This is a genomic window from Stenotrophomonas sp. SMYL11 (assembly GCF_036320005.1).
Lineage (GTDB): Bacteria > Pseudomonadota > Gammaproteobacteria > Xanthomonadales > Xanthomonadaceae > Stenotrophomonas > Stenotrophomonas maltophilia_A.
On sequence record NZ_JAWIRS010000008.1, the window covers coordinates 1 to 23,353 of the forward strand.

General features: G+C 66.7%; 19 protein-coding genes. 2 read left to right on the forward strand and 17 right to left on the reverse strand.

The features are described 5' to 3' along the window. The first annotated feature begins 483 nt into the window (after window positions 1–483). Window positions 484–3,561 (forward strand): TonB-dependent receptor, encoded by a 3,078-nt coding sequence (locus tag V3B46_RS12450; protein WP_154263383.1) that lies wholly within the window; start codon window positions 484–486, stop codon window positions 3,559–3,561. A gap of 201 nt (window positions 3,562–3,762) precedes the next feature. After that, on the forward strand, window positions 3,763–3,957 hold the full coding sequence (locus V3B46_RS12455; protein ID WP_154263382.1) for a heavy-metal-associated domain-containing protein: 195 nt from the start codon (window positions 3,763–3,765) through the stop codon (window positions 3,955–3,957). A gap of 82 nt (window positions 3,958–4,039) precedes the next feature. On the opposite strand, the gene cueR is transcribed toward V3B46_RS12455, so the two are convergent. From cueR to V3B46_RS12540, 17 genes are all read right to left on the reverse strand, one after another. After that, window positions 4,040–4,495, reverse strand: a complete 456-nt coding sequence (gene cueR, locus V3B46_RS12460) for a Cu(I)-responsive transcriptional regulator (RefSeq protein ID WP_329892010.1) — start codon at window positions 4,493–4,495, stop codon at window positions 4,040–4,042. Between the two features lie 11 nt (window positions 4,496–4,506). Further along, window positions 4,507–7,008 carry a heavy metal translocating P-type ATPase gene (locus V3B46_RS12465; RefSeq protein ID WP_329892011.1) on the reverse strand — a complete coding sequence of 834 codons (2,502 nt, stop codon included), beginning with the start codon at window positions 7,006–7,008 and terminating at the stop codon, window positions 4,507–4,509. 172 nt (window positions 7,009–7,180) lie between these two features. Continuing rightward, window positions 7,181–10,138 (reverse strand): TonB-dependent receptor plug domain-containing protein, encoded by a 2,958-nt coding sequence (locus V3B46_RS12470; RefSeq protein ID WP_329892012.1) that lies wholly within the window; start codon window positions 10,136–10,138, stop codon window positions 7,181–7,183. Between the two features lie 399 nt (window positions 10,139–10,537). Then, window positions 10,538–11,269 (reverse strand): copper homeostasis protein CutC, encoded by a 732-nt coding sequence (locus tag V3B46_RS12475; RefSeq protein WP_329892013.1) that lies wholly within the window; start codon window positions 11,267–11,269, stop codon window positions 10,538–10,540. Then, window positions 11,266–12,264 (reverse strand): glycosylasparaginase, encoded by a 999-nt coding sequence (locus V3B46_RS12480; RefSeq protein WP_329892014.1) that lies wholly within the window; start codon window positions 12,262–12,264, stop codon window positions 11,266–11,268. Before V3B46_RS12480 ends, V3B46_RS12475 begins: the two co-directional genes overlap by 4 nt. A 51-nt stretch (window positions 12,265–12,315) precedes the next feature. Beyond that, on the reverse strand, window positions 12,316–13,338 hold the full coding sequence (locus V3B46_RS12485; RefSeq protein WP_329892015.1) for a glucokinase family protein: 1,023 nt from the start codon (window positions 13,336–13,338) through the stop codon (window positions 12,316–12,318). Between the two features lie 84 nt (window positions 13,339–13,422). Further along, the gene (locus tag V3B46_RS12490; protein ID WP_005409434.1) at window positions 13,423–13,707 is read right to left on the reverse strand and encodes a hypothetical protein; all 285 of its coding nucleotides are present in this window, start codon (window positions 13,705–13,707) and stop codon (window positions 13,423–13,425) included. A gap of 36 nt (window positions 13,708–13,743) precedes the next feature. Continuing rightward, window positions 13,744–15,333: a calcineurin-like phosphoesterase family protein gene (locus tag V3B46_RS12495; RefSeq protein ID WP_329892016.1), complete on the reverse strand. Its 1,590-nt coding sequence runs from the start codon at window positions 15,331–15,333 to the stop codon at window positions 13,744–13,746. Window positions 15,334–15,489: 156 nt separating this feature from the next. Beyond that, the gene (gene hisIE / locus V3B46_RS12500; RefSeq protein ID WP_329892017.1) at window positions 15,490–16,110 is read right to left on the reverse strand and encodes a bifunctional phosphoribosyl-AMP cyclohydrolase/phosphoribosyl-ATP diphosphatase HisIE; all 621 of its coding nucleotides are present in this window, start codon (window positions 16,108–16,110) and stop codon (window positions 15,490–15,492) included. Next, the gene (gene hisF / locus V3B46_RS12505; RefSeq protein WP_329892018.1) at window positions 16,100–16,876 is read right to left on the reverse strand and encodes an imidazole glycerol phosphate synthase subunit HisF; all 777 of its coding nucleotides are present in this window, start codon (window positions 16,874–16,876) and stop codon (window positions 16,100–16,102) included. Before hisF ends, hisIE begins: the two co-directional genes overlap by 11 nt. Beyond that, complete coding sequence (gene hisA / locus V3B46_RS12510) at window positions 16,870–17,604, reverse strand: 1-(5-phosphoribosyl)-5-[(5-phosphoribosylamino)methylideneamino]imidazole-4-carboxamide isomerase (RefSeq protein ID WP_154263372.1); 735 nt, start codon at window positions 17,602–17,604, stop codon at window positions 16,870–16,872. The genes hisF and hisA overlap by 7 nt, the downstream gene beginning before the upstream one ends. Then, window positions 17,601–18,203, reverse strand: coding sequence for an imidazole glycerol phosphate synthase subunit HisH (gene hisH / locus V3B46_RS12515; RefSeq protein ID WP_329892019.1), 603 nt, complete (start codon window positions 18,201–18,203; stop codon window positions 17,601–17,603). Before hisH ends, hisA begins: the two co-directional genes overlap by 4 nt. After that, window positions 18,200–19,273 carry a bifunctional histidinol-phosphatase/imidazoleglycerol-phosphate dehydratase HisB gene (gene hisB, locus V3B46_RS12520; protein ID WP_329892020.1) on the reverse strand — a complete coding sequence of 358 codons (1,074 nt, stop codon included), beginning with the start codon at window positions 19,271–19,273 and terminating at the stop codon, window positions 18,200–18,202. The genes hisH and hisB overlap by 4 nt, the downstream gene beginning before the upstream one ends. Then, window positions 19,270–20,364: a histidinol-phosphate transaminase gene (hisC, locus tag V3B46_RS12525; protein WP_329892021.1), complete on the reverse strand. Its 1,095-nt coding sequence runs from the start codon at window positions 20,362–20,364 to the stop codon at window positions 19,270–19,272. Before hisC ends, hisB begins: the two co-directional genes overlap by 4 nt. Beyond that, window positions 20,361–21,656, reverse strand: coding sequence for a histidinol dehydrogenase (gene hisD, locus V3B46_RS12530; RefSeq protein ID WP_329892022.1), 1,296 nt, complete (start codon window positions 21,654–21,656; stop codon window positions 20,361–20,363). The genes hisC and hisD overlap by 4 nt, the downstream gene beginning before the upstream one ends. Beyond that, window positions 21,653–22,564 carry an ATP phosphoribosyltransferase gene (gene hisG / locus V3B46_RS12535; protein ID WP_329892023.1) on the reverse strand — a complete coding sequence of 304 codons (912 nt, stop codon included), beginning with the start codon at window positions 22,562–22,564 and terminating at the stop codon, window positions 21,653–21,655. The genes hisD and hisG overlap by 4 nt, the downstream gene beginning before the upstream one ends. Before the next feature lie 34 nt (window positions 22,565–22,598). Further along, window positions 22,599–22,907 carry a YerC/YecD family TrpR-related protein gene (locus V3B46_RS12540; protein WP_088025802.1) on the reverse strand — a complete coding sequence of 103 codons (309 nt, stop codon included), beginning with the start codon at window positions 22,905–22,907 and terminating at the stop codon, window positions 22,599–22,601. Window positions 22,908–23,353 lie beyond the last annotated feature (446 nt).

A 23,353-nucleotide genomic window follows, 5' to 3' on the forward strand; every position in this document is an offset into this window, starting at 1 on the left:
TGTCCGCGGCATGGATGCCGCGGCCAAGCCCCCATGGACGGGTTTACGGCGTCCCCGCAATCCGACACCGCCCCGCCAAGCCACAGACAACCCAGAGCCGCTTTGGCTTTGGCTTTGGCTGTAGACGTCGCCCTGGCTTGAAGCAGGTGCAGGGCGCAGCCCTGCCGACCCACCCTTCCCCTGCGCACGAAAACGATTTCACTGTTTTCAGCAAACCGTCATCCCTTCGCCACGCCAGTACCATATTGCGGAGCAGCATGCGCCCGCGGGCGACCCATGCTAAAAAACGCCCGCCCATCGCTTAGATCGATCCAAGAACGACACTGCGATGGCCGGGAGTTGGGGGAGCAGCAACAGGACGTACCAGGCCACGCGCGCGGTGCTACTGCCACTGCATGGCGATAGCAACAAAAGTCACTTCAAATTAGATCGATTCAAGTTGTCCGTGCCACGTCACCGGATCAATCCAGGAGAGAGGGAGAGATGGGAATGAAGCATTCAACACGCACGCATGGCCAGGACGCACTGGCGTTGGCCATCGCGCTGGCATTGGCCGCCGCCGTCATTCCGGCTGGCGCCGCCGCGCAGCAGGCCACGTCCACCGGCGCGCAGGATGCCACCACGCTGGACAGCGTCCAGGTCACCGGCTACCGCTACGCCATTGAAAAGAGCCTTGAGCAGAAGCGCGATGCCAACGCGGTGGTCGAAGTGATCACCGCCGAAGACGTCGGCAAATTCCCCGACAAGAACGTCGCCGACGCACTGCAGCGCGTGCCCGGCGTCGTCATCACCCGCAGCGGCGGCGAAGGCAAAAGCGTCAGCGTGCGTGGCCTGGCACCCGACCTGACCCTGACCCAGTTGAACGGCAACTACGTGGCCACGTCGGAAACCAACGACGAAGCAACCCGTTCCTTCAACTACACCCTGCTGCCGTCGAACATGCTGTCCAGCGCAGAACTGTTCAAGTCGCCGGAAGCACGCATCGACGAAGGCGGCATCGGCGGCACGGTCATCCTGCACACCCGCCGTCCGCTGGACATGGAATCCAACTCGGGCTTCGTCACGCTCGAGGGCACCTCCTCCGATACCCACCACGATATCGACCCGCAGGCGTCGGCCCTGTATTCGTGGCACAGCAAGGACGAGCGTTTCGGCGTACTGATCGGCGTGACGCAGCAGAAGCGCACCACCCGCACCATGGAAGCCAGCACCGAGGACTACCAGTGGTATGGCGCCGGCAAGGCGCGCGATGCCTATGGCAACGTGCAGGCGCAGGATGGCATCCACTACTGGTGGGGCAAGTCCGGCTTCAACAACCAGACCGGCGGCAATTACAGCGACTTCTTCATGCCGACGTCGGTCAACTTCGCGGTGAAGGAAGAAAAGCGCGAACGCAAGGGCGGCCAGCTGACCTTCCAGTTCAAGCCGGTCGACAACGTCACGATGACGGCCAACTACTTCCGCTTCGAGCTGCAGGGTGACTACACCCAGAACATGCTGAAGATTCCGGAATGGAGCATGGCCCGCTTCAACGGCGATGGAAACTGGGCCGGCGGCCGCCTGCTCAACGGCCTGGACTTCGACCCCAGCGGCAACACCGTTACCGGCGCCCAGTTCGAAAAGCTGGCTGGAAAGACCTACTACTGCAGCGAAGACCAGGCCAAGGCCGCTGGCCTCAAGCCCGGCGGCTGGGGCCCAGACGACTGCACGGTTCCGACGCCGCAGCTGACCGGTGGCTACAGCAAGGAAAAGGCGCTCTCGCAGACCGCTGACCTGACCATCGACTGGGACATCAGCCCGCTGTGGAAGGCCTCGTTCACCGGCGGCCGTACCTGGTCCGAAGGTGGTCCTTCGATGAACTTCCGGATGTCGGCCAAGCCGCGCCGCAAGGTCGGCAACGATTACCTGCCGGGCAACCTGTACAGCGCCTGGGACCTGACCGGTACGCCATCAGCCACCTTCTCGCCCGACCTGCAGCAGCAGCTGATGAACGGCATCGCCGAAGTCGACACCGGCTCGACCGATTCGTCGTGGAAGCGCACCGAGGTCAAGCAGAATTACTTCCAGGCTGACGTGACCAAGCTGTTCGAATCGGGCTGGCTGGACTCGATCCAGTTCGGCGCCAAGTACCGTGACGGCAAGGTCCATCGCAATACCGGCAATACCTACTGGGTGTGCCCGGGCCGTGACCCGGCCGACTATGACAACAGCCGCTACCAGAGCGGCTGCGATCCGACTGCCGGCGATGCGCAGCCTGGCTTCTTCCTGTCCAACCCGATCAGCAACATCGCTGGTGGCTTCAATGCCAACGTGTTCCCGGGCATCAACTACCCGGCCTACATCGACTACCTGAACAAGACTTACGGCGGCTCGCACAACCGCACCGAGGAAGACTTCGTCTACAACGTCAACGAGAAGATCTACTCGGGCTACTTCCAGGCCAACTTCCGCACCGAACGCGTGCGCGGCAATGTCGGCGTGCGCGTGGTGCGCACCAAGCAGTTCGCGCAGTCCTCCGACTCGATCGAGAAGTTCAACGACTACTTCCTAGACAACGCGTCCGGCGCACCGATGGCGTGCACCGATCCGGCCGCTGCGGCCTACCCGACCTACAGCTGCGAGAGCGGCTTCGTGCGCCTGCCGCACGATCTGGCGCAGAGCAAGACCTACAGCCTGATCGGCGTGGATCGCACCTACACTGACGTACTGCCGAGTTTCAATATCGCCTGGGACATCACCGACACGCTGGTGCTGCGTGGTGCCGCATCGAAGGTGATCGCCCGCCCCGGCTACACCGACATCGCCGCACCGGGCGCACTGAGCTACTACAGCGAGGAGTACGTCAATGATCGCCGCGTCGCCGGTGGCGCATCGACCGCAGGCTGGGTCGGCCAGGGCAGCAACAAGCAGCTGGAACCGTTCAAGGCCACCCAGTTCGACCTGGGCCTGGAGTGGTACTTCCAGCCGGGCGCGGTCGCCGGCGTCGGCCTGTTCCGCAAGAACGTGGACAACTTCACCCTGCCGGTGGTGCGCGACACGCCGATGGTCATCAACGGTGAAGCGGTGAACGTGCAGCGCTACGAGACCCAGGCCAATGGCCGCGATGGTGTGTCGCAGGGCGTCGAGCTGTATGGCCAGTACACGTTCGATTTCGGCTTCGGCGTACAGGCCAACTACACCTACAACGACACCAACCTGGCCTCCATTGTTCTGGACGGTCAGGAAATCGGCTCCTCGCCACTGGTCGGCAGCGCCAAGAACCAGGCCAACGTGACGGTGTTCTACGAGAACGAGAAGTTCCTCGCGCGCGCCTCGTTCAACCGTCGCGGCCAGGTTGTCGGTGGGCTCAACAATGGCCTCACCGTCTACACCGAGCCGTATGACCAGCTGGATCTGAACGTGGCCTACAACCTGACCCCGGACTGGACCCTGACCGCCTCGGTGATCAATGCCACCAAGTCCGAGCAGCGCGTGCACCTGGGAAGCGACACCAAGGCACGCCTGATCTCCAATACCTACGCAGGCCGCCAGCTGTACTTCGGCGCTACCTGGAAGTTCTAAGGCAGCACCGGGTTGCCCGGGCCCGCCCCGGTGCAACCCACGCCCCGCCCTGGCGGGGGCGTTCCTCCACGGCAGCCACGCTGGTACAGGTGGCTGCCGTTTTCATTGGTGCTTTGTCTTCGGTTCAGACCTGCGCTTGACCCTGCCAATGTTGGAAGGTGCACACTGGCTCCACCCCCAAGAGCACCGAAGGAGCTACAGATGGAATTCCACGTGGAAGGCATGACCTGCGGCGGCTGCGCACGCAGCGTGACCAAGGCGATCGAGCTGGTCGATCCGCAGGCCAGCGTGCAGGCAGATCCCGCCAGCCGTCGCGTGCAGGTACAGACCTCGGCCAGCGAAGCGCAGATCGTGGCGGCACTGACCGATGCCGGCTTCCCGCCGCGCACGGACTGATCCTCTACTCCTTGCCTGCAACGCAAAAACCCGCCCGGTGCAGCTGCACCCGGCGGGTTTTTTTCATGCTTGCAACCTGGGATCAATGCTTCTGCGCCCGCCGCCGCACCGCACCGGTCTTTGCCGTATCGACCGGCACCGGCGTCTCATCGTCCTCACCCAGCCGCTGCAGGATCGGGCATTCCGGACGCTCATCGCCCGCGCAGCAGCTGATCAGCGATTTCAACGTGCCGGCCATCTGCCGCATGTGCTCGATGCGCTGTTCCAGATCGGCGATGTGCTGTTCGGCCAGGTGCTTGACGTCGGCGCTGTGGCGCGAGGTGTCGTTCCAGAGGCCCAGCAGATCGGTGATCTCGGCGACCTGGAAGCCGAGATCGCGCGCGCGGCGAATGAAACGCAGGCGGTGGATGTCCGCCTGCGAATACGCCCGGTAGCCGGACTCGGTGCGATCGGCTGCGGGAATCAGGCCGATCTGTTCGTAGTAGCGGATCATCTTCGCCGAAACGCTGGACGCCTTGGCGGCTTCACCGATGTTCATGCGGTTCTCCTTCAGTGGCTCGCAGCGGGGGCATCCGCCATCGGCGGCTGGAAGCGGCGCAGGCGCAGCGCGTTGCCCAGCACGAACACGCTGGACAGCGCCATCGCACCGGCGGCGAACACCGGCGACAGCAGCACACCCCATACCGGGTACAGCACGCCGGCCGCCACCGGAATCAATGCGGTGTTGTAGGCAAAGGCCCAGAACAGGTTCTGCCGGATGTTGCCCAGCGTTGCCTTCGAAAGCGCGATGGCATTCGGCACGCCCTGCAGGTTGCCCGACATCAGCACCACATCGGCCGACTCCACTGCGATATCGGTGCCGGTCCCGATGGCCAGGCCGACATCGGCCTCGGCCAGCGCCGGCGCATCGTTGATGCCGTCACCAACAAAGGCGACGTGGCCATGCGTGGCCTTCAGGCGGCGCACCGCCTCGACCTTGCCTTCCGGCAACACCTCGGCCACTACCTCATCGATACCCAGCTGGCGTGCGATCGCCTGCGCGGTGCCGGCATTGTCACCGGTGATCATCGCCACCTTCAGGCCAAGCTGATGCAGCGCCGCGATCGCGGCCGGCGTGCTCGACTTGATCGGATCGGATACTGCGATGATCGCTGCCAGGCGTCCATCGATGGCCGCGTACAACGGCGACTTGCCCTGCGCGCCGAGTTCGCCCGCCAGCGCCGCAAACGCGGTGATATCCACACCAAGGTCGCGCATGAAACGATCGGCGCCGACCTCCACCCGTGCGCCGTCTACGCTGGCGCGCACGCCCATGCCGGTGACCGACTCGAAATCAATCATCGACGGCAGCGCGAGGCCCTGCTCGGTGGCTGCATCGACAATGGCGCGAGCGATCGGATGCTCCGAACGTGATTCCACGGTGGCGACGGCGGCCAGCACTGTGGCGCGATCAAAGCCGTCGGCGATCTCCAGGTCGGTCAGGCGCGGGCGGCCTTCGGTCAGCGTGCCGGTCTTGTCCACCGCCACCACCTGCGCGTCCTTCAGCAACTGCAGTGCTTCACCCTTGCGGAACAGCACGCCCATTTCGGCGCCACGGCCGGTACCGACCATGATCGACGTCGGCGTGGCCAGACCCATTGCACACGGGCAGGCAATGATCAGTACCGCCACCGCATTGACCAGCGCGAAGCTCAGCGCTGGCGATGGGCCGAAGATCAACCAGACCGCGAAGGTCGCCAGTGCGGCCAGCATCACTGCCGGCACGAACCACAGGGTGACCTTGTCTACCACCGCCTGGATCGGCAGCTTCGAGCCCTGTGCCTGTTCGACCATGCGGATGATCTGCGCCAGCATGGTCTGCGCGCCCACCGCCGTGGCACGCACGGTCAGTGCACCGTTCTGGTTGACCGTGCCGCCCACCACGCTGCTGCCGGGCTGCTTCTCGACCGGAATCGGTTCGCCGCTGATCATCGACTCGTCGATGTAGCTGCGGCCCTCGATCACCTCGCCATCGACAGGCACGCGCTCGCCCGGGCGCACTTCCACCACATCGCCGCTCAGAACCTCGTTGACCGGGATCTCGATCGTGCGGCCGTCACGGATCACATGCGCGACCTTGGCCTGCAGGTTGACCAGGCGCTTGATCGCCTCGGAGGTACGGCCCTTCGCGCGCGCCTCAAGGAAGCGGCCGAGCAGGATCAGCGCGACGATCACCGCCGCTGCTTCGTAGTAGACGTTCACCGTGCCCGGTGGCAACAGCCGCGGTGCAAAGGTCGCTACCAACGAATAACCGAACGCCGCGGCGGTGCCCACCGCCACCAGCGAGTTCATGTCCGGCGCCAGCCGCAGCAGTGCCGGGAAGCCCTTCTGGTAGAAACGGCGGCCGGGGATGGCCAGCACCAGGAGGGTCAGCACGAACTGCAGGTACCAGCTGGCCTGCATGCCGATGGTGGCCATCACCCACTCGTGCATGCCGGGAATCAGGTGCGAACCCATCTCCAGCACGAACACCGGTAGCGCCAACGCGGACGCCACGATCAGGTCGCGTTTCAGTCCGGCGCGCTCGGCATCCTTCTTTTCTGCAGCCTCATCGTCGGACTGCACACCGGCCTGGATCAAGCGTGCGGCGTAGCCGACCTTGTCGATGGCCGCCACCAGCGCGTCCACGCCCGCCACGCCGCGCACGGTCGCGCGCTCCGTGGCCAGGTTCACGCTGGCCTGGCTGACGCCCGGCACCGCCAGCAGCGCACGCTCCACGCGGCCCACGCAGGAAGCGCAGGTCATGCCTTCCACGGCCAGTTCAACGGTAGCGGCAGGCACGTCATAGCCCACCCGCTCCACCGCCTGGATCAGCGCGGCCCGATCGACCGGGCCCGACGGGCGGATATCCGCACGTTCGGTGGCCAGATTGACCGAAACACTGCCCACACCTTCGACCTTGGACAGCGCGGCCTCGACCCGGCCGACACAGCTGGCGCAGGTCATGCCCTCGATGGGCAGGCTGATGGTGGCGGGGCTTGCGGGGGCTGCAATGGCGCGGGGCGTGCTCATGATCGGATTCCCGGGGTTCCTTCTGGATGCGGACAGGCTAAACCTTGCCATCGTGGGAAGGTCAAATCCAGCCTGTCCGCGTGCCTGAAGGGGCCCCCGGTCTTCACATCCACGCATGGCGTGGATCTACCAACGCCCGGCAGCACAGGGCCCGACGCCCCCGCCGTCCACCTCAGAAGGTGAACACGTACTCCAACGCGAACTCGCGGCCAACCGCGCCGAGCAGGCGGGTCGGGGCGAAATCGTAGTCCAGCTTGTACGGGTCCTTGTGGTTCCAGCTGGCCGAGTTGAACGCGTTGTTGACGTAGACGTTGACCTTGGCGTGCTCGGTCACCTGGTAGCCCACATTGAAGTTCCAGGTGATGAACGGGCCCACCCGCCCGTAGTAGCGCGCCGTCTGCTGGCCGGCGTTGGGATTCGGATTCGGCGAGCCGTCCGGACGCGTGGCCGGCTCCAGGCAGTTGAGCGACGGGCTGTCGCTGGGCACGTAACCATCGGCGAACGGCAGGCAGCCGCCAGGATTGTTCAAGCGATCGGTGCCCCAGTGGTAGCGCACGCCCGGCACCGAACCGATGCGATCGGCATAGACGTTGGCATTCCAGTTGCCACGCTGCCAGGCCAGGCTCGCGCGCAGCTTGCTGCGCAGGTCGCGGTCACGACGCTCCGGGTTCGGATCGTTGGCGTAACGCTGTTCCTTGGTTGAGATCTGGTTGGTGTAGTTCAGGCCGAGCTGGAAGCTGCCCCACTGCGCGGTTTCCAGGCGATAGCGCGCGGTCAGGTCGATGCCGCGCACTTCGCGGCTGGCCAGGTTGAACGGGCCGCGCTCGATCGATACCAGACGGCCGGTGCTGTCACGGTTCACGCGGGCGAGGATCCCGGCGCAGTATTCGCCACCGGCCGGATTTGCCCACGGCGTACCGTCCATGTTCTTGCCGGTCAGGCAGCCCGCTTCGCTGGCCAGCACCTCGTCGGCGCCAACGTCGACGATCATGTCTTCCAGCTTGATTGCCCAGTAATCCGCGCTGACCGACAGATTGGGCATCACGTCCCAGACGAAACCGACCGTCCACGAATCACCGGTCTCCGAGCGCAGCAGCGGCGTGCCACGCCGGTTCACATCGAACGTGTACCAGACATCGGTATTGCCCACGCCACAGTTGTTGACCAGGTATGCACCGCTCTGGATGCAGCGCAGGCGGTCATAGGTCTGTACTTCGGAGCTGCTCGGCTGGCCCAGCAGGTAATGCATGTCCGGCGCATGGAAGCTGGTGGCATAGGAGCCGCGCACCAGCAGCGCTTCGATCGGACGCCATTCCAGGCCGACGTTCCAGGTGGTTTCCTTCTGGCTGCCGATGTCCAGCGCTTCGCTGCTGTTGTCAGCCTTGTAGCTGCCATAGCGGTCATAGCGCGCGGCCGCAGTGGCGGTCACGCTTTCCAGCAGCGGAATCTTGAACTCGACGCCGGCCGAATAGCGGGTGCGCTCGCCGCCACCACGATCGACGTTCTGCAGGTCGAAGTCGATGCCGGCGCGCGGGTCCGGACTGAGGTGGTAGCCCTGCTGCGCGACTTCGGCCACCGCCGCAAACGAGATCGGGCCGGCCCAGCCTTGGAACAATTCGCCGGTGATATCCGCCGAAGCCTGGTTGACCCATGAGGACGCACGGTTCTTCGCCACGGTGCCCATCTGCCAGTACTGCTCCGGCGTCAGCGGGTTCCACCAGCGCGATTCGTTCAGTGCGTAGATCGCCTCGCCGTCGGCGGTGGTGCCCAGCTTTGGGCCGAGGAAATAGTCGTACGACTTCTGCTTGTCGACCACGTTCTGCCGTTCTTCCACGCGGTAGTAGGAACGGCCCACCGTAGCGCTCCAGTCGAAGCGGTCGGCCAGGCGGCCACGCAGGCCCGCGCTCCAGTCCCAGGACAGTTCGCGGTTGGTGTTGCGCAGCGTATCCAGGCCGCCCACCTCGTTCGGCGTGAACTGGCGCACGCCGAGGATCGGGCGGTTGCGGTTGGCATCCCAGTAGTAGCCGTTGTCATCGTCGATCAGCGATACGCCGGGCGGATTGGTGCCCCAGATCGCTTCGGAACGGTATACCGCCAAGTTGGTCCAGGCCTGCAGGTCATTGCTGAAATCGAAGGTGGCATACAGGTTGCCGGACACGTTCTCGGCACCGCCGGTGAGCAGCCAGTTGGCGTAGTCGGCGCTCATGCCGCACAGGCGGCCGGTGTTGCTGATGGTGTTGGCGGCGTAGTTGTAGACCAGGCGATCGGCGGTGTAGTACTCCCCGTCGAACTTCTCGCAGGTGCCGGTGGGCGGCGCCAGGCGCTGGCCGGTGGTCGGGTCGATCAGCGCCAGGCCGGACGTCGGACGGAATCCGACCTTGCGCTGTTCCATGTTCCAGGACGGGTACGGCGCATCGTCGGCATCATCCATCTGCGGGCGGTCACGGCCGAACAGCGGATCGCGCTTGGTGTACTGCAGCGCGTAGGTAACGCTCCAGTTGTCGCCGGTCCTGCCGCCGGCCCAGGACAGATCCCAGGTATCGCGGCCGCCTTCGGTGGAGGTGCCGCCGCGCACGCGCACTTCGTCGCCGTCGTAGTTGGTCTTCAGGATGACGTTGACCACGCCGGCGATCGCATCCGAGCCATAGATGGCCGAGGCGCCACCGGTCAGCACTTCGATGCGCTCGACTGCGGCCGCGGGAATGTTGCCGTAGTTGGAAAAGTTGGTTTCGCCGCCGTAGGGCAGCGGGTAGTCCGCTACACGGCGACCGTTGACCAGCAGCAGCGAGCGGTTCGGCCCCATACCGCGCAGGTTCAGGCCGCTGGCATTGGGCGTATGCGATCCCCACTGCGAGGCGGCTTCAACGGTGCCGGTGGCTTCAGTGAGCGTCTTCAACGCGTCGTAGACGCTGACGAAGCCTTCCTTCTGGATCTGCGCGGCGGTGATCACGTTGACCGGCGCCGGGCCTTCAACGCTGGCGCGCTTGATACGCGAACCGGTGACGGTGACCGCATCGAGATCCTTGGTGGACGAGTTGGCGGCCTCCTGCGCACTGGCAGCCAGGGGCGCCAGGGCCAGGACCAGGGCCTGGGACAGCAGGTGACGGCGCTTGCGGACGATCTGAGCCATGGGTGGTTGCTCTTCGAAAGTGTGGACGCACGGACGGGTGGTGGCGCGGCTCTACGGCTGATCAGGGCGCCTGGAGCGGTTCAAGACCGTCGCGGCGCCCTCCCCTGTGGATCGATCCAAACTAAAGCACAGCTGAACCGCGCCGGGCATGCGGCGACGCAGCAACACGTGGCGTAATGCCGTTATCGGCCATCGCCAGCCATGACAATCAAAGAGTTGCGTGATATCGCTGAAAGAACAGCGCACGAAGTAGTGACACGATCGCGACAATCTCGCGCGGAACGAACTTGTCCGCACCGAGCCCAGGACGGGGTCGGATCCCCTCGCAGAGGGCTCTGACCCGTTTGCGCCTGGGTGGGGTCGGAGACCTTCTGCGAAGGGATCCGACCCACGCGGCTTTCAACCGTCCAGCGCCTGCCGCAGCGCGGCTACGGTGGCGGTGGCGGTCTGGCTCCAGTCCGGGTCCAACCCTCGTAAAGCCGGGTTCTGGAACTGCATGGCCGAGCGCCGCAGGCCCTTGGCGGAAGCGTGCAGTTCAGTACAGCCGCTCCGACGTGCCACTGCGGCGATATTGGCCGGGCCCAGCCCCGCGCCGGCCATCACACTGATACGCCCCGCCGCTTGTGTGACCAGGCCCGCCAGCACATCGGCGCCGGCCTCGGCACTGACCTGGCCGCCCGAGGTCAGCACGCGCTGGCAACCCAGCCCGATCACCTGCTCCAGCGCGGCCGGCAGATCGCGGGCAGCATCGAAGGCGCGGTGGAAGGTCACCTGCAACGGCCCGGCAGCCTGCACCAGTTCGCGGCACAGCGGCAGGTCGATGCCACCCTGCGCATCCAGTGCGCCAATCACCACGCCATCGCAGCCCAGCGCGCGGCATTGCGCGATGTCACGCAGCATCAGCTCGGTTTCCAGCGTGTCGTATTGAAAATCGCCCGGGCGCGGCCGCACCAGCACGAACAGCGGAATCGACAGGCGTTCACGGGCGATGGCGATGCTGGCGAACGACGGCGTGGTGCCGCCCTCGGCCAGGTTGTCGAACAGCTCGATGCGATCGGCGCCGCCGGCCTGCGCGGCCAGCGCCGAGGCCAGCGAGTTGCTGGCGATCTCCAGGGTGAGCCGCGTGCTCACGCCTGGGTGCTCGGGTAGATCGACGCCGAATCGCGCAGGTCATCCTGGCGCTGCGCATCGCACACTGCGTAGACAAAGCCGCGATGCAGCGCGTAAGCGCCGACCTCGCCCTGCTTGTTCATGGCCAGGAAGCAGACCTGCAGCGTCTTGCTCGCTTCGGGGCGCTTGCGCACCACGCGGTCAATTGCTTCGCGGCAGGCCTGCGCCGGCGAGCGCCCTTGGCGCATCAGTTCGACCACCAGGAACGAAGCGGCGTTGCGAATCATCTCTTCGCCCACGCCCGAGGCGGTGGCTGCGCCGACTTCGTTGTCGACATACAGGCCGGCGCCGATGATCGGGCTGTCGCCGACGCGACCGTGCAGTTTCCAGGCCATGCCGCTGGTGGTGCAGGCGCCGGCCAGATTGCCCTTCGCATCCAGCGCCAGCATGCCGATGGTGTCGTGGTTGTCGCTGTTGCCGGGAAGCCCGCGGCGCTCGGCGTTGATCTGCGGCTGGTACTTTTCGGTCTTCAGCCACTCGCGCCACGCCGCTTCGGCCTTCGGGGTCAGCAGCTGCTGGCGCTCGAAGCCCTGCTGCAGCGCGAACTGCCGGGCGCCCTCGCCCACCAGCAGCACGTGCGGGCTGTTCTCCATCACCTTGCGGGCCACCGACACCGGATGCAGGATGTCGACCAGCGCAGCCACCGCGCCACAGCGGCCATCGCCATCCATGATGCTCGCGTCCAGGCTCAGCACACCGTCGCGATCGGGGTTGCCGCAGTGGCCGACGGTGGGGTTGCACAGCTCGCTCTCGGCCCAGCGTGCACCGGCTTCGACTGCATCCAGTGCGCTGCCACCCTGTGCCAGCACTTTCCACGCAGCCTGGTTGGCCGGCACACCGAAGTCCCAGGTCGAAACCACCCTGGCCCCACCCTGCGTGCGCGCCTGCACGCCCGGCAATGCCGCCATGCCTGCGGCCAATGCGCCAGCCTGCAGGAACTGCCTGCGATCCACCATCATCCCCTCCCAGTCTGCAATGCACGGCCGGCCCGATGCCGGCCCTGCCGATCAGTCGTGCGTGGGCTGCCGTGCGGCGTGCCAGACCGCTGCACCGAGCACGCCCAGTTGGCCGTGCTCCACCCGCCATACCGGCACCTGGCGCAGCACCTCGGTCAGCACGCCCTTGTTGAGGAAGCGCTCGCGGAAGCGGCCATCGGCCAGGAAATCCTGCACATGCGCGGAAATGCCCCCGGCCAGGTACACCGAGCGCGCGCCCACGGCGATCGCCGCGTCGCCGGCCAGGCTGCCCAGCCAGGCACAGAAGACCTGCAGCGTTTCCACCGCCAGTGCATCCTCGCCGCTGCGCGCCGCGCCGATCAGCGCCTCGGTAGTGGTCCATACCGGGGTGATACCACGTAGTTCGCATAGGCACGGATACAAGTTCATCAGGCCGCTGCCGGAAAGCACGCGCTCGTTGTCCACGTGCGGCCAGCGCTGCAGCAGCTTGCCCAGCACCTGCAGTTCCAGCGTGTTGCCGGCGCCGAGCGCGGCATGGCCGATCTCGCTGGCGAGCACCGGGCGCTCGCCATCGGCAAAGCGCAGTGCGGCGCCCAGGCCGGTACCGGCGCCCAGCACCAGTGCCGGGAAGGCCTGCGCCGGATCGGCGTCGCCGTTCAGCGGCACCAGGGTATCCGGCTGCAGGTACGGGATGGCCAGCGCCACCGCCTCGAAATCATTGATCAGCTGCAGTTCGTGCAGCCCGGACTGTTCGCGCGTGGTTGACAGCGAGACCGTCCACGGCAGGTTCGAGTTGATCAGCACATCGCCATCGAGCAGGCCGGCGATGGCCACCACCGCGGTCTGCACCGGCTGACAAAGGCCTGCGGTGAAATCGGCCAGGATCGCGGCCAGGCTGGGATGCTCGGCGCAGGCATAGGTGCGATGGCTGCCCAGTAGCGGCGCCTGGCCGGGCTGGGTCTCAGCCAAGGCCAGGCGGGCGAAGGTGCCGCCGACATCGGCAACGACCAGATGGCGCGGAAGACCGCCGCGGGCGGAGTCGGAGGAAACCGGGGACGCTGCTGCGATGGTCACGCTGGCCTGCTTGGATCGATTGAATCGCCCCGATTCTCAGGCATCGGGGCGGCTTTGCCTAGCGCGCCGATGGTTCAGGTTGGCCTACATGCCTTCCTGTTCGGCCACCTGCACACCATCCACCAGCACGCGCAGGCGCTGCGGGCGGAAGCCGGCGAACAGCAGCGGCCGGGTGCGCTCGACCAGTACTTCGTGGCCGGCGATGTGACGCAGCCACGACTGTACCAGCGAGAACGAGAAGTGGGTGCCCGGATGCAGCGGGTGCTGCACCCAGACCTTCTCGGTAGCGCTCTGCAGCAGCATCGCGCCGGTGAACCAGTGGCGGCTGAGGGTCACCGGCGTGGTGCCGGCCATGAAGCGGATATCCATGCGGGGTCCTTTCGCCTTGGGCAGCGGCACCCTGGATCAGGGCTGGGCAGTCTGCAGGCTGTAGCTGGTGGTGGCGGTGAACACTGCACCATCAGGCTGGGTCGAGCGTACCTCGACCTTGTGGCTGCCCACCGCCAGATCGGTCGGCAGCGCGCCGCGCCACAGGTGCGGCGATGCAGTGGCCTCCGGCGAGCGGTCGTAGCCGCGCAGGCTGTTGGCCAGATCATCGGCCACGTTCTCCGCCATCAGGCGCGGATCGGGCTGGCTCACCTGCTTCATCGGCTGCCAGGCGCCGCCATCGACGCGGTACTCGACCACGCTGGCGTCCTCACCCATGTAGACGTTGGCGTAGACGCCCCAGGCCGGATAGGCGCCCTGGCGCAGCACCTTCGGCGCATGCAGGCCGATCTGCTCGCTGGCCGGCTTGCCGGCCACGCGGTACTGCAGCTTGTAGCTGCCGTTGCCGGCCACATCGAGCAGCGCATAGCCCTTCGGCGTGCCATCGCTCATGGTGCTGTCCGGCACGCCGGCCGCGTTCTTGACGCCCGACCAGAACGCACCGCAGTTGGCACCGACGTTGTATTCGTGCAGCGGCTTGTCGCCGTTCCAGCCTTCGGCCTTGCCGTGGTAGACGTGCTGCTGGGTGTGGCTGTGGCCGCTGAGCACCAGCACGTTGCGGAAGTCCTTCAGCAGATCGAACAGGCGCTGGCGGTCGGCGTGACGGAAAGTCTCGCGTCCCGGCGCGGCGTCGAACAGCGGGATGTGCATGCCCAGCACCAGCAGGCGATCCTTGTGCAGGCCCTTCAGGTAGCTGGAGAGGAAAGCGAACTGGTCTTCGCGCAGGCCGCCGATGTACTTCGGCTTGGCCTTGGGGTCGTACACCACGTCGTCCAGGAACACGAAGCTGGCGCCGCCCTCTTCCACCGCGTAGGTGTCCGGGCCATAGATGTTGCGCCAGCTGTCCAGCGAATGCTCATCGCTGGCCGCATCGAAATCGAGATCGTGGTTACCCGGCACATGGAACCACGGCACGCCAAGCTCGGTGGTGACCTTGTTGATCGCCGGGTACAGGGTCAGGTCATCGTTGACGATGTCACCCAGGGTGGTGCCCATGCGCGCCCTGGTCTGGCCAACCAGCGGTACCACGATCGACTGCTGGTAGTAGCCGATGTCCTTCAGGCTGGCGGTCTGTGAATCGGTGAACACCAGCATCTGGAAACCACGGCGGCTGTCATGGCGATCCGACTGCAGGGCGAAATCCCAGTTGCGGGTGACATCGCTGGTGGCGGCGATGCCGCCGTACTTCAGCGCCGGCGAGCCGTTCGGGCGGTAGTGGCGCCAGAACGAAGGCAGGCCGTCGGTGGCCTTCGGGAAGGCGTAGGCATCCGGCTTGATCACGAACACGGTCTGGCCGTCGCGCAACGGCAGGCTGTAGCTGCCGTCGGCGGCGGTCTTGACGATGGCCTCGCCGTTGGAGACCTGCACCCCGGCCAGGCCCGGATCGGTCGCACCGCGCCCGGGTTTGCCGTCGCGCTCCAGGTAGACCTTGCCGCTGACCACGGTATCCGCGGCCCAGGCCGGCGAGGTCAGCAACAGGCAGCACAGCCAGGCGGCAGGCAGTTTCATGGGCGGTCCGGGAAAAAAGAAGACCGCCTATTGTAGATTCCGTTGATGACATCGCGCACGCGGTGGCGCATTGCCGGTAGTGCCGGCCGCTGGCCGGCAACCTCATGATCGTCGGGCATCTGGTGGTTGCCGGCCAGCCGCCGGCACTACCGCAGCTCAACGATGGCGCTTTTCCAGCACCGCCCGCGCATCATCCAGCGACAACCCGCGCGCGCGCAGCAGCACCAGCAGGTGGTACAGCAGGTCCGAAGCCTCACCCAGCAGCGCCTTATCATCCTGTGCCACCGCCGCCAGAGCGGTCTCCACGCCCTCCTCGCCAACCTTCTGTGCGATTCGGCGGATGCCGCCCTCGAACAGGCTGGTGGTGTAGCTGCCTGGCGGGCGCTGCGCCTCACGCATCGCCACCAGCTGGCCCAGCCCGCCCAGGAAATCCTTCGGCGCTTGGTCGAAACAACTCTCGGCACCGGTATGGCAGGTCGGCCCGGCCGGGCGCGCCATCACCAGCAGCGTATCGGCATCGCAATCGACGCTGATCGACTGCACCACCAGCACGTTGCCGGACTGCTCGCCCTTGGTCCACAACCGCTGCTTGCTGCGGCTGAAGAAGGTCATGTGGCCGATGGCCAGCGTGGCTGCCAGCGAATCGGCACTGACATAGCCCAGCATCAGCACCTGCAGGGTATTGGCATCCTGCACCACCGCCGGCAGCAGGCCGTCGCCCTTGCCCCAGTCCAGCGCCTGCAGCGCATCCAGCGACGGCCTCACTTCAATAGACATCCCGCACCTCGATCTGCTGTCCGCGCAGGTAGCGCTTCAAATCTGGAATGGCGATGGCGCCGCTGTGGAACACGCTGGCCGCCAACGCGCCGTCGACGTCGGCCTGGTCGAAGGCCTCGGCGAAGTGTTCCATTGCACCGGCACCGCCGGAGGCGATCAGCGGCACCTGGCACAGGGCCCGCGCCTGCTGCAGCTGCACGACATCGTAGCCACGGCGCACACCATCGCTGTCCATGCAGTTCAGCACGATTTCGCCAGCGCCACGCCGTTGTGCTTCGACAATCCAGTCCAGCGTGCGCAGCGGCACCGCCTGGGTCTTGTCCGGATTGCCGCTGAAACGGCGCACCCGCCACTGGCCATCCGACTCGCGAACCGAATCGACACCGACCACCACGCACTGCACGCCGAACTCGTCGGCCAGTTCAGTGATCAGTTCCGGGCGGCCCAGCGCCGGCGAATTGATCGACACCTTGTCGGCACCGGCAAACAGCACGCGGCGCGCGGTTTCCACGCTGTCGATGCCACCGGCCACGCAGAACGGAATATCGATCAGGCGCGCGATGCGCTCGATCCACGCAACGTCAACCGACCGTGCCTCGGGACTGGCGCCGATGTCATAGAACACCAGCTCGTCGGCGCCCTGGTCGCGATAACGCTGGGCCAGCTCGGCGATGTCGCCCATGTCGACGTGGTCGCGGAAGCGCACGCCCTTGACCACACGCCCATCGCGCACGTCCAGGCAGGGAATGATGCGGCGGCTCAACATGCCAATGCCTCGCCCAGGTCCATGCGCTGCTCCAGCAGGGCCTTGCCGAGGATCGCGCCGCCGCAGCCTGCAGCACGCGCTTCGGCCACATCGGCCACGTCACGGATGCCACCGGAGGCCTGCAACGCCACGCCTGGCAGCAGCGCCGACAGGTGCTGGTAGAGGCTGATGTTGGGCCCGGCCAGCATGCCGTCGCGGGCGATGTCGGTGCACAACAGGTGGCGCATGCCGGCACGCGCATAACGCTGGGCCAGGTCATCCAGGGTCACGCCGGCGTTCTCGGTCCAGCCGTGCACCGGCAGCTGCCATTGGCCCTGCGCATCCTGGCGGGCATCCAGCGCGATGGTGATGCGCTCGGCGCCGAACGCCTCCAGCCAGCCGACCACTTCATCCGGACGACGCACCGCCAGTGAGCCGACCACCACGCGGCCAGCGCCGGCATCGAGGATGCGCGCCACATCGTCGCGGCCACGCACGCCACCACCGGTCTGCACCTGCAGCGGCGTCTGCGCGCGAATGGATGCCAACAGCGGCGCCAGTGTGTAGCCACCGGCGCGTGCGGCGTCCAAGTCAACCAGATGCATCCACTGCGCGCCCTGCGCGGCGAAGGCCTGTGCGCGCGGCAGCGGATCGTCACCATAGGAGGTTTCCTGCGCGTAGTCGCCCTGGCGCAGCCGCACCACGCGGCCATCTCGGATATCCAGCGCGGGGTAGACGATGAAACTCATGCAGCAGTGCCCTCGAGGAAATTGCGCAGCATCAACGAACCGGTATCGCCGGAGCGCTCGGGATGGAACTGCGCACCGAAGTAGCGCCCCTGCTCCACCACCGCGGTGAACAGGCCACCGTGGTCGCAGGCAGCGACGGTGTGGGTATTGAGTGGCGCCGCGTAGCTGTGCACGAAATAGGCGCTGGCGCGCTCCGGCACACCCTGCAGCAGCAGCGATTCGCGCAATGGCAACAACCGGTTCCAGCCCATGTGCGGCACGCGGATGCCACAGGCCGGCACCAGCTTGCGCACGACGCCGGGAATCAAGCCCAGTGCCTCGACGCCGGCCTCTTCGGAGCGCTCGAACAACAGCTGCATGCCCAGGCAGATGCCCATCAACGGCACTTCCAGCCGCTGCAATGGTTCCACCAGACCCTGCGCATGCAGGCGCTGCATGCCGGGACCGGCGGCGCCGACGCCGGGCAGGATCACCCTCTGCGCACCGATCAGGCCGTCCGCATCGCGCACCAGCCGCACCGTCGCGCCCAGGCGCTCCAATGCGTAGCGCACCGAGCCCAGGTTGGCACCGCCGGCATCGATCAGCGCGACGTCGCTCACAATGCCCCCTTGGTGGTGGGCAGCGCCGTGCCCTGGCGGGCCAGCGCTGGGCGCAATGCCCGCGCCAGTGCCTTGAAGCAGGCCTCGACCTTGTGGTGGTCGTTGTCGCCGCGCACCTGCAGGTTGAGGTTCAGGCCGCTGGCATCGCACAGCGAACGGAAGAAGTGCGGCACCAGCTCGGTCGGCATGTCGCCCACGCGCTCGCGCTTGAACTCGCCTTCGAACACGAAATACGGCCGGCCGCTGAAATCCAGCGCGGCGCTGGCCAGGGTCTCGTCCATCGGCAGGGTGAAGCCATAGCGGCCGATGCCGCGCTTGTCACCCAGCGCCTCGCGCAGGGCCTGGCCCAAGGCGAGGCCGGTGTCCTCGATGGTGTGGTGCTCGTCGATGTGCAGGTCGCCCTCGGCCTGGATGTCCAGCGCGAACCCGCCGTGCTTGCCGATCTGTTCCAGCATGTGGTCGAAGAACGGCAGTCCGGTGGCGATGCGCGCATCACCGGCACGGTCCAGGTCCAGTTCAACGCGGATCTTCGTTTCCCTGGTGTTGCGCTGGACCACGGCGGTGCGCGGTGCATCGGCCAGCGCATGGGCGATGCCCGGCCAGTCCCATTCGCCACCGAACTGTTCGGTGCGCAGCTGGAAGCCACGGATGTTGAGATTCTCGGCGAACTGCAGGTCGGTGATGCGGTCACCAACCATGCCCGAGCGCGCCCAGTCGATGCTGCGGTCCTGCAGGTAGGCAGTCATCAGGCCGATGCCCGGCTTGCGGGTCGGCGCGTTGTCCTGCGGCCAGCTGCAGTCGATCAGCACGTCACGGAAGGTGATGCCCTGGCTTTCGAAGATCTGCAGCATCAGGTCGTTGGGGCCATCGAAGCTGGCGCGCGGGTAGCTGTCGCTGCCGAGGCCATCCTGATTGGTGACGATCACGAACTGATAGCCGGCGTCGCGCAGCTTCAGCAGCGCCGGGATCACCTGCGGCACGAAGCGCAGCTTTTCGTAGGCGTCGATCTGGAAGTCGGACGGCTCCTCGATGAGGGTGCCATCGCGGTCGATGAACAGGATCGGGGTCATGCTGCGGCCCTCCGCGCCGACAGGGCCGCAAGCACGCGGTCATTCTCTTCGGGGCTGCCGATACTGATGCGCAGTGCATCACCCAGCTGCGGCGCGGCGCGCTGGTCGCGCACCACCACACCGGCATCCAGCAAGGTGTCGAACACTGCCTGCGCATCAGCGAAGCGGACCAGCAGGTAGTTGCCGGCCGAGCGGTACACGCGACGAACGCCGGGCAGGCCGGGCAGTGCCGCGAACAGGCGCTCGCGCTCGGCGATGACCGTCGCCACACGCTCAGCGGTGCGTGCCAGCGCGGCCGGCTGCAGTGCCTGCACGGCCAGGTCCGCGCACGGCGTCGGCACCGGATACGGCGCCTGGCAGCGCCGCAGTACCGCAATCAGTTCCGGCGCGGCAATCAGGCTGCCGATGCGTGCCGCCGCCAAGGCATGCGCCTTCGACAGCGTACGCAGCACCGCCAGATTGGCGTGCGCGGCCAGCAGCGTGGTTGCCGATGGGCGATGCGCATACTCGACATAGGCCTCGTCCACCACCACCAGCGCCTGCCCACGCAGAGCATTGGCCACACGCTCGATCTCGTCCAGGGCGATGTCACTGCCGGCCGGGTTGGACGGTGCGCACAGGAACACCAGCTTGGCGTTGCGCGACTTGGCCGTATCGATCACAGCATCCAGATCGGCACGCAGGCCGTCTTCGGCATCCACCAGGGGCACTTCAATCAGTTCGGCGCCCTGCAGGCGCGCGCAGACCGCGTACATGCCAAACACCGGCGGCGTGACCAGCACACCATCGCGGCCCGGCACGCACAGGGCACGCACCAGCAGATCAATGGCTTCATCGCTGCCACGGCCGATCAGCAGCTGCGGCGGCGTCACGCCGTACAGCGCCGCCAGGCCCTCACGCAACGCCAGCGGCTGCGGTTCCGGATAGCGCCGGCTGTTGCCCGCCGCATCAGCCGGATTGGCCCAGGCCGACTCGTTGGCGTTCAACCAGACCTCGCCCTGCACCGCCGCGCTGCGCGCCGAACTGTAGCCGGCGAAGGCCTGCAGATCGGGGCGCACCAGGGCCAGCACATCATCGGTATCCGCGTTCATGCCGCCGCCTCCATGCGCAGTGCAACCGCACGCTCATGCGCATCCAGGCCTTCGGCGCTGGCGATGATGCGCGCGCAGCCACCAATCGCCGCCAGACCGGCAGCGCTTGCGCTCTGCACGCTGATCAGGTTCTGGAAGCTGGCAACGCTGACGCCGCTGTAGGCGCGCGCGGCACCGGCGGTGGGCAGCACGTGGTTGGTCCCGCTGCAATAGTCGCCCAGTGCCTCGGGCGTGTAGTCGCCGAGGAACACCGAGCCGGCCGCCTGCACCTGGTCCAGCCACGCGCGCGGTTCGCGCAGCGCCAGGATCAGGTGCTCGGGCGCATAGCGGTTGCTGATCGCGAAGGCCTCGTGCAGCGAATCGACCTGGATCAGGCGCGACGCCGACAGCGCCTGGCACGCGATCTGCTGGCGCGGCAGCAGGGCAACCTGGCGCTCGACTTCGGCCTCGACCGCCGCCAGCATCGCGGCATCATCGGTCAACAGCAGCACCTGTGAATCCGGGCCATGCTCGGCCTGCGACAGCAGGTCGGCGGCAACGAACGCCGGATTGGCGCCGGCATCGGCGATCACCAGTACTTCGGAGGGACCGGCCGGCATGTCGATGGCGGCGGCGCCGTCCTGTGCGACCTGCTGCTTGGCTTCGGTGACGAAGCTGTTACCGGGCCCGAACAGCTTGTCGCAGGCCGGAATGCTGGCCGTGCCGTAGGCCATCGCCGCGATGGCCTGGGCACCGCCCAGCTTGAACACGCGCTGCACGCCGGTCAGGCGCGCAGCCACCAGCACCGCCGGATCGGCCGTGCCATCGGCACGCGGCGGCGTGCACAGCACGACCTGCGGGCAACCAGCCAGCTGCGCCGGCACGCCCAGCATCAACGCAGTGGACGGCAGCGGCGCGCTGCCCGCCGGCACATACAGGCCCACCCGGCTGATCGGACGCAACATGCGCTCGCAGACCACGCCCGGCGCGGTTTCAACTGCATAGCCTTTGCCCATGCCGGCGGCGTGGAAGCGCGCGATGCGTTCGGCGGCGTCCACCATCGCCTGGCGCAGTTCGGCGGGCACGGCGGCTTCGGCAGCGGCGAATTCGGCTTCGGAAACTTCAAACGAGGTCAGCCCGACACCGTCGAAACGTGCAGTAATCGCACGCAATGCGTCGTCGCCCTGCGCGCGCACCTGTGCAATCAAGGCCGCCACCGCATCGCGGGTCTGCTGCGCCACGGTCTGCACCGGGCGGGTCAATGCCGCGCTGCGCGCGGCCTCATCAAGTCGGGACCAGATCAGACGGTTCATGCCAGCGACCGCTCCACGCTCAGTACCATCAGGCCCTGCGCACCCGCACGCTCGAGTTCCTCCATGCGCTGCCAGCTCAACGGCCCGGGGCACATCGTCTGCAGGCGCAGCGCGCCGCCATCGGCCGGCAACCGCACCAGCGGCTCGGCATCGGCCAACAGCTGCGCCAGCGCGTCGACGCGATCTTCGCTGGCACGGAACATCAGCAGCTTGCGGTCCTGGCGCTGCACCACGCCGTCGAGGCGGCGCAGCAGCATCGCGCGCAGCGATGCACGTGCATCATCGGGCACGCGCACCGCGCCGGCCAGCACCGCCTCGCTGTCGAGCAGGTTGTGCACCGGGGTGAGCTGATTGGCGCGCAGGGTGGCGCCGCTGGAGACCAGATCGCAGATCAGGTCGGCGGTGCCCAGGCGCGGGGCGATTTCCACCGAACCGGACAGCTCGACCACCTGTGCGTCCACGCCCTGCCCGGCCAGCCACTGCTTGAGGATGGCCGGGTAGCTGGTGGCGATGCGGGTGCCGGCCAGTTGTGCCGGACCCTGCCACTGCCATTCCTCGGGTACCGCCAGCATCATCCGGCACTGGCCGAAGCCCAGCCCGCGCAGCGCCTGGTAGGCGTCAGGCAGGCCGATCTGGCGGCGTGCCGCGGCCTGTTCGTCCAGCTCGTTGCGGCCGACGATGCCGAGGTCGCAGACGCCGTCGGCGATCAGGCCGGGAATGTCGTCGTCGCGCACCAGCAGCAGGTCCACCGGCAGCGATTCGCCATAGCAGAACAGCTTGTCGCGGCTCTCGCGCCAGCTCAGGCCACAGGCGCTGAGCAGATTGCGGGCGGGTTCGGCCAGCCGGCCACTCTTCTGGATGGCGATACGCAGCCGATCTCGTGCCGGCGCTGCCTGGGTTGCACTCATGGGGGAGGTCTCGAAGTTCGGAACGGGGCGCGGATCAGCGCGAAGCAAGGCGGTCGATGGCGGCGGCGTAGCCTCGATGGCCATGCTCGAGCGTGCGTGCCACCCGTCCGGTGGTGGTCACGCTGACGCCGGTGCGCTCATGGATCTCGCGGTACGGCACGCCCTGCTGCAGCAGCGGCACCACTTTCCAGCGGTCGGCCATGGCTTCCAGCTCGGCCGGGGTGCACAGATCACGCAGGAAGGCTTCGACCTGTTCCGGCTCGCGCAGGGCGGCAAAGGCCTGGGCCAGGGCTTCCAGGTCGGCCTTCGGGTCTTTGGCGGCAATCTCGGGGCGGGCTTTCACGGGGTCGTATCCATGCATCAATGTAATAGCGCGCTAGTACATTAGCGCATTCTTGCGCAGTGCGTCAAATCTGGGGGTGTTGTGGGCAGGGCTGCGCCCTGCACCCGCTGTAGAGTCGAGCCATGCTCGACTGAAGCAACAGCAAAAACTGGTTTCCTGGGGTTGGCGGGGTGGGTCCGGTGACAGGGGACGCCGTAAACCCCGCTCCGCGGTCCGGCCCAGCCGCTGGCGGCTGGGCGTTCTGGCGCTTGCGAAGCAGTGCTTCGCAAGCAAAGCGCCCTCACCCATGGGGGCTTGGCCACGGCATCCATGCCGCGGACACCCCTGCCACCGGACCCACCCCGCCTTCGACAGTTTCCTGCGAGCTGTTGGGAGATCCTGGGGTGGGGGGCGGGTTTAGGTATGGAAAGGATAACCGCCCCCGACCGGGGGCCCAAAAAAAAAAA